Origin of the sequence: Blautia intestinihominis (assembly GCF_040096655.1) — a bacterium.
Taxonomy (GTDB): domain Bacteria; phylum Bacillota; class Clostridia; order Lachnospirales; family Lachnospiraceae; genus Blautia_A; species Blautia_A intestinihominis.
In genome coordinates, this window is record NZ_JBBMEI010000121.1 from 1 (window position 1) to 5,896 (window position 5,896).

6 protein-coding genes, 7 tRNA genes and 1 rRNA gene are annotated in these 5,896 nt (G+C 43.9%); 12 read left to right on the top strand and 2 right to left on the bottom strand.

All coding sequences use genetic code 11. The features are described from left to right. From WMO75_RS18530 to WMO75_RS18570, 9 genes are all read left to right on the top strand, one after another. Window positions 1-126 (top strand): 23S ribosomal RNA (locus WMO75_RS18530); the annotation flags it as partial. 86 nt (window positions 127-212) lie between these two features. Then, window positions 213-286: transfer RNA gene (locus WMO75_RS18535), tRNA-Asp, on the top strand. A 37-nt stretch (window positions 287-323) separates the two neighbouring features. Beyond that, window positions 324-396 (top strand) — tRNA-Val (locus WMO75_RS18540). Window positions 397-406: 10 nt separating this feature from the next. Further along, window positions 407-488, top strand: a tRNA-Tyr gene (locus WMO75_RS18545). 21 nt (window positions 489-509) lie between these two features. After that, a tRNA-Thr gene (locus WMO75_RS18550) sits at window positions 510-582 on the top strand. Window positions 583-599: 17 nt separating this feature from the next. Then, a tRNA-Met gene (locus tag WMO75_RS18555) sits at window positions 600-673 on the top strand. A 4-nt stretch (window positions 674-677) separates the two neighbouring features. Then, window positions 678-750, top strand: a tRNA-Phe gene (locus WMO75_RS18560). A 91-nt stretch (window positions 751-841) separates the two neighbouring features. Continuing rightward, window positions 842-914 (top strand) — tRNA-Lys (locus WMO75_RS18565). 149 nt (window positions 915-1,063) lie between these two features. Then, window positions 1,064-1,372 (top strand): hypothetical protein, encoded by a 309-nt coding sequence (locus WMO75_RS18570; RefSeq protein WP_118254702.1) that lies wholly within the window; start codon window positions 1,064-1,066, stop codon window positions 1,370-1,372. A 66-nt stretch (window positions 1,373-1,438) separates the two neighbouring features. On the opposite strand, the gene WMO75_RS18575 is transcribed toward WMO75_RS18570, so the two are convergent. Further along, window positions 1,439-2,641 carry a metallophosphoesterase gene (locus WMO75_RS18575; protein ID WP_118254705.1) on the bottom strand — a complete coding sequence of 401 codons (1,203 nt, stop codon included), beginning with the start codon at window positions 2,639-2,641 and terminating at the stop codon, window positions 1,439-1,441. A 157-nt stretch (window positions 2,642-2,798) separates the two neighbouring features. On the opposite strand from WMO75_RS18575, the gene WMO75_RS18580 reads away from it, so the two are divergent. The 3 genes from WMO75_RS18580 (at window position 2,799) to WMO75_RS18590 (ending at window position 4,993) form a co-directional block, all read left to right on the top strand. Further along, the gene (locus tag WMO75_RS18580; protein ID WP_022213442.1) at window positions 2,799-3,632 is read left to right on the top strand and encodes a SpoIID/LytB domain-containing protein; all 834 of its coding nucleotides are present in this window, start codon (window positions 2,799-2,801) and stop codon (window positions 3,630-3,632) included. A gap of 109 nt (window positions 3,633-3,741) precedes the next feature. Continuing rightward, window positions 3,742-4,572, top strand: coding sequence for a M23 family metallopeptidase (locus WMO75_RS18585; RefSeq protein WP_022213441.1), 831 nt, complete (start codon window positions 3,742-3,744; stop codon window positions 4,570-4,572). 178 nt (window positions 4,573-4,750) lie between these two features. Continuing rightward, window positions 4,751-4,993, top strand: coding sequence for a GIY-YIG nuclease family protein (locus WMO75_RS18590; protein ID WP_118254713.1), 243 nt, complete (start codon window positions 4,751-4,753; stop codon window positions 4,991-4,993). A gap of 33 nt (window positions 4,994-5,026) precedes the next feature. Here WMO75_RS18590 and trhA read toward each other — a convergent pair whose 3' ends face one another. Beyond that, window positions 5,027-5,692, bottom strand: coding sequence for a PAQR family membrane homeostasis protein TrhA (gene trhA / locus WMO75_RS18595; RefSeq protein ID WP_302701081.1), 666 nt, complete (start codon window positions 5,690-5,692; stop codon window positions 5,027-5,029). Between the last annotated feature and the right edge of the window lie 204 nt (window positions 5,693-5,896).

The window sequence follows — 5,896 nt, forward strand, 5'->3', positions numbered from 1 at the left end:
CTCAAGATGAGATATCCCATCCGAAAGGAGTAAACCCCCTTGAAGACGACGAGGTTGATAGGGCAGAGGTGGAAGTGTGGTAACACATGGAGCTGACTGCTACTAATAGGGTGAGGGCTTGACCAATAAGCTTGGTTATGATATAATTGCTTAGTCAACATGTATGTAGTTTTGAAGATGTGATAATCTTCTAATAGCAAAGAAATTTGCAAGGCCCAGTGGCTCAGTTGGTTAGAGCGCCGCCCTGTCACGGCGGAGGTCGTGAGTTCGAGTCTCATCTGGGTCGTTACATACCGAATGGTATGTGCGATAATTGAATATGTGGGATCTTAGCTCAGCTGGGAGAGCATCTGCCTTACAAGCAGAGGGTCATAGGTTCGAGCCCTATAGGTCCCATATACATTAAGGGTGGATTCCCGAGTGGCCAAAGGGGGCAGACTGTAAATCTGTTGGCACCGCCTTCGAAGGTTCGAATCCTTCTCCACCCATTAAGCCTTATCATTGGCTAAGCCGATGTGGCTCAATTGGCAGAGCAGCTGATTTGTAATCAGCAGGTTATCGGTTCGAGTCCGATCATCGGCTTTCAATTTCATAATTATCGCGGGGTGGAGCAGTCTGGAAGCTCGTCGGGCTCATAACCCGAAGGTCACAGGTTCAAATCCTGTTCCCGCTATTTTGCCCAGATAGCTCAGTTGGTAGAGCAGAGGACTGAAAATCCTCGTGTCGCTGGTTCGATTCCGGCTCTGGGCATTTACCTTGTAAAGGTAACGAACGGCTGGTTAGAAAAAGCCTGAGCGATTTACTCTGCAACATTGTGCAAAGTAAATGCAAAACTGCATATGGGGTATTAGCTCAGTTGGTAGAGCACTTGACTTTTAATCAAGTTGTCCGGGGTTCGAATCCCCGATGCCTCACTACTTTTTAAGAACACTATCATTTCGATAGTGTTTTTTTATTGCCTAAGTTCTTTTTATATTGATGCCCGCATATATTATAGTACATGCGTAGTAGTGGGACGTGCGCAATCCCGGCTTCTTGGCATGGAAGAATTAAGGAGGGCATTATGAAGAAAATAAGAGAGAGTTTTCATATGATCGCTGCTGCTGTATTTTGTCTTGTGATGAGTGTCAAAGCAACTGTTTTAAAAGAAATGGGACAGGCTGTGGGGCTTAGTGAGGGAGCTCTTGGATATGTTCCTGGAGCTCGGAATGCGGCGGGAAATACAACAGATTCTTCTATGTACAGAACTGCGTCAGAACATGATAATTATATAAGGAAGGTTTTCTTCTGGATGAGAGGTCCGGGTGACAGAAGTGTGGATGCATTAGAGGGGATTCCGCCGATTATGCAGAATGTGATCCTTCAGGAATAAATGCAGATAAAAATACCGTTTCTCTGCTTCTTCAGATAAAGCAGAGAAACGGTATAAAGTCTGAGATCAGGAGTTCTGGAATGTAACATTGATCGTGCAGATCTCACTGTTGGTGCCAACTCGCATGGCTGGTCCCCAGACACCGGATCCGGAAGTGACGATGTTGTGCATGGATCCTTTTTGGAGATAGCCACAGGGATTTTCCCACAGGAATTTGATCGTTATGTTTCCCGGGAATGTCTGTCCATCGTGCGTGTGGCCACAGAGATCAAGATCAACACCTGCATCTGCAATTTCCTGGAGTTCTTTTGGCTGATGGTCAATAAATATAATTGGTTTATCCTTGTCCAGCTTCTCGGTAAGCTGGGCAGGGGTTTTTCTTTTTTCTTCTATTTTTTCTATCAGGGAAGCGTCTTTACGGCCGACTACGTAGAAACTGTTGTCGATCAGGACGGCTTCATCTTCCAGAAGCTGAATATTGCTGTCTTTTAGAAATTCCCTCATGCGTGGATCTTTGAGGCTCTCAGCCCCTTCTTTGCCAGGATTAAAAGTAAAACCAGCAAGGATTGGCTCATTCAGATCATGATTTCCCCAACAGGCATAAACACCGTAACGGGAGTTGATCTTGCGTAGGATTTTTTTGACCTTTTTGGGCTCGTGGATCGCTTCGTATTCATTATCAAAAATATCTCCGGCAATGCAGACAAGATCAGGATTTTGTTTGTTTATTTTTTTTACGATCTCTTTTGCATGGATAGTACCGGCATTGTAGCCGAAATGTGTATCGGCGATGAGCACGATTTTCAGGGAATCGAGTTCGCCGGCGGATTTATCAACAGTAACTTCATAAGGCGTTACATTAATGTGTTTGGCATGATAGATGCCGCGGATACTGATCAGCAGAACACTAAAGATGCAGATCGCTCCGGCAATCGCAAACGCAACACGTGAATGGATCCAGGATGCATGGAAAACGTATTTGAGGATCAGTCTTATGATGTCCGCACTCAGCACGATCATCAGAATATACATAAAGATCCCAAGAAAATAGTTGCTGGTGACTTTGAGGATCCTGTGCAGGGAAGCTGGTTTTTTTATCAAAAATCCTGTCAGTGGGGTGGTGGAGATCAGAACGTAGACGATCGCCAGAATAACCCGAAAAATAGTTGACTGAAATAGATGATGACAGTTTCCGATCCACAGGTAACTCCACCGGAGTACATAAAGGTTAAGTAATATATAGACTGGTGCCAGATAAATTGCAAGCATAAAAAAAGCACCTCCTTTTTGTTATAAGTAAGCAGTCCTATTGATATGCCCTATAGTATAGTATGAATAAGATGCGCTGTCAAAAACTGAACGGAAATATTTATAAAAGATGAAAAAAGGACATATATTAGGATAAAACACTGGCTGGATGAGCATTATGAAAAGAAAAAGTGTTTTTAATCTGTCGAAGATCCTGGTGTTTGCGCTGCTTCCGTACTTGTCGGTGAGTGTGATCAATGGAAGTGAGAGGATATTACTGAATTACAGACCAGATTCGGAGGTATATCTGACGGCAGTTCTTTCGTGTCAGATTTCACCGGATTATGAGTTACAGACGGTGGAAGCACAGGCGGTCATTGCGAGAAGTAATCTTTTCAGGAAATTTGCGGAGGAGGAAAATCGGCTGGATGTGTTGAGAGAAATGGGGAAAAGTATAAAGAATCAGTGGAAATGGTGGATATCTGATGAGATTTATGAAGATGCTGTGGAAAATACAGAAGGGAAAGTTCTGCTTGTGGATGGAAAACTGGATCTTGTTCCATATCACGAGATCAGTGGTGGCACGACCAGAGACGGGGAGACTGTGTTTGGAAGTTCAGAGTATCAATATCTGAAATCTGTGGACAGCAGTGCAGACAAAAATTCCCCGGACTATTTCAGCAGTACATATATTTCGGAGCGGCAGCTGCCAAAAGAATTAGAAATAAAAGAACGGGATTCTGCAGGCTATGTGCTGAGTCTTCAGGCTGATGACAAAATCCTGGAGGGAGAAATGTTTGCATTGGGAATGGGACTTCCATCGTCGAATTTTTCCATACAGAAAACAGGGAGTAAAGTTCGTTTCCTGTGCAGAGGAAAAGGTCATGGACTTGGCTTTTCTCAGTATGGCGGAAATGAACTTGCAAAAGATGGAAGTTTGTGGGAAGAGATTCTGGAAGAATATTTTCCGGAAATGGAAATAAGTACATATGACAGAAACGATTTACTGTGAAGAAAGCGAACAGCAATAACATGATTTATTCTGTGTAAAGTTGAATAATACGTCATATTTCGGGAATGCTATAAATACAAAAATGATTATTGGCAGAGGTGAATGGAATATGACAAAAAACAGAATCGTAAAGTACGCCGCAAACACTGCTCTCCTTGCTGTCCTGGCAGCGGCGGGAATTGGAGTTTATCAGATCGGTACTTATACTCCAGACAAGGAAATTCAGGGAGAACTGCAGACAGATCAGAGCGAAGACACAGAAGAGACACCGATGGTGGATGCAGACACCAGTCTGGTTGACGCGGAGATCAGCGATACGACAGGGCAGAACGATACAGCAGAAGAAAAAATCGCCCGGACGCTCACTGACAGTACAGACAGTTCAGAAAAAACTTCAGACAGTGTTTCTACAAATGAAGTAACCACAGAAACCGCGAATGCAGCAAATGCGGTGGAGGATTCCATGACGGATCAGGAAAAAGTCACAGATGTTTCCGCAAGTGCACTGAGTGCTCCGAAACTTAGTTTTTCCGAAGATACGCTGATGGAATGGCCGGTACACGGAACGATCCTTCTGGATTATAATATGGATCAGACGGTTTATTTTCCGACCCTGGATCAGTATAAACTGAGCCCTGCGATCGCAGTTCAGGCAGTGGAAGGTGCACCGGTGACCGCAGCAGCAGATGGAACGGTTTATTCGATCGAAGAAGACGCACAGACGGGAACAACCCTGACGATGGAGCTTGGAAGCGGATATCAGGCAGTTTACGGACAGCTCAAAGACCTCTGTGTGGAGGAGGGCGACACAGTAACAGAAGGAACTGTGATCGGCTATGTCAGTGCGCCGACGAAATATTACAGCAAAGAAGGAAATAATCTTTATTTTGCAATGAAAAAAGACGGCAAGCCGATCGATCCGATCGCCTATCTTCCGTAAACGGGATAATTACAATTATTCACAAAATATAAAACACAACGTATAATAAAGCAGGTGGGAATCAGCGGTAAAAAATTCGCAGTCGATATTCTCCTACCTGCTTTTTGAATGTATATAGAAGTGAAATACAATTTAAATCGGCTGCTTTTTATAGAGACAAAAGAGGATAAAATACTTTATGAATTACACATATATCGTTCAATGTGCAGACGGGACACTGTATACAGGATGGACGAACTGCCTGCAGAAGCGGCTCAAAGCCCATAATGAGGGAAAAGCCGGAGCGAAGTATACCAGAAGCAAAAGACCGGTAAAACTGGTCTATTATGAAGGTTTTGAAACAAAAGAAGAAGCAATGCGCAGAGAATATGCGATCAAACAGCTTACAAGAAAACAAAAATTAAACCTGATGGAATTCTGAAAGTACTGTAACAGGCAGAAAAATACCCTGCCATCAGAATGGCAGGGTGGAAATAAAGCAATACATGAGGATAAAGTGGCAGGCACTTCCAAGCATAACGAAAACATGAAAGATCTCATGTGAACCGAAATTCCTGTGTCTGGAATTAAATAATGGAAGTTTCAGACCATAGATGATACCGCCGATCGTGTAAATAATGCCGCCCGCAAGCAGCCATCCGAAACCTGCTCTCGGGAGGGAGTGAAAGATCGGAACAAAAGCCAGTACACAGAGCCAGCCCATTCCGATATAGAGAACGGAGGACAGCCATTTCGGGCAGGTGATCCAGAGTCCCTTGAGCAGCATGCCAAGGATTGCAACTCCCCATACAAGTCCGCAGAGGATATAGCCGATGCGGTTATGCAGTGCAATGAGGCAGACAGGAGTATAGCTTCCGGCGATCATGACGAAGATCATCATGTGATCCATCTTTCGGAGACGGCGGTTGACTTTCTCTGTAGAGTCTACAGAATGATAAACGGTACTGGCTGTATAAAGAAGGATCATGGTAAGCATGAACACAGCCAGAGCTGCGATATGCAGTGGTGCTTCCTCACCGGATGCAGCTTTGAGAAGAAGCGGCGCAGCACCCGCGATCGCCAGAAGTCCTGCAACACCATGCGTGATCGCACTCCAGGGATCTTTTAATTTAAGTTTCATAATAAACACCTCCAGTGTTAAAAACAGGCAAATAATAAAAAACCAATCACGTAGTAATTAATACTACATATTAAGTATATTGAAACTATACTGCATTTATACATAAAAGTAAAGAGCTAATTTAGGAATTTTAGGATAATAAGCGGGAATCCTCGGCAATTCAATTACCGAGATGAAAGCGCAGGAGTGTGCGTATCCGCACAA

Excerpts from the sequence above, each read along its gene's own strand:
- WMO75_RS18570 (WP_118254702.1), top strand. The coding sequence starts at position 1,064 with ATGAAGAAAATAAGAGAGAGTTTTCATATGATCGCTGCTGCTGTATTT.
- WMO75_RS18575 (WP_118254705.1), bottom strand. The coding sequence starts at position 2,641 with ATGCTTGCAATTTATCTGGCACCAGTCTATATATTACTTAACCTTTAT.
- WMO75_RS18580 (WP_022213442.1), top strand. The coding sequence starts at position 2,799 with ATGAAAAGAAAAAGTGTTTTTAATCTGTCGAAGATCCTGGTGTTTGCG.
- WMO75_RS18585 (WP_022213441.1), top strand. The coding sequence starts at position 3,742 with ATGACAAAAAACAGAATCGTAAAGTACGCCGCAAACACTGCTCTCCTT.
- WMO75_RS18590 (WP_118254713.1), top strand. The coding sequence starts at position 4,751 with ATGAATTACACATATATCGTTCAATGTGCAGACGGGACACTGTATACA.
- trhA (WP_302701081.1), bottom strand. The coding sequence starts at position 5,692 with ATGAAACTTAAATTAAAAGATCCCTGGAGTGCGATCACGCATGGTGTT.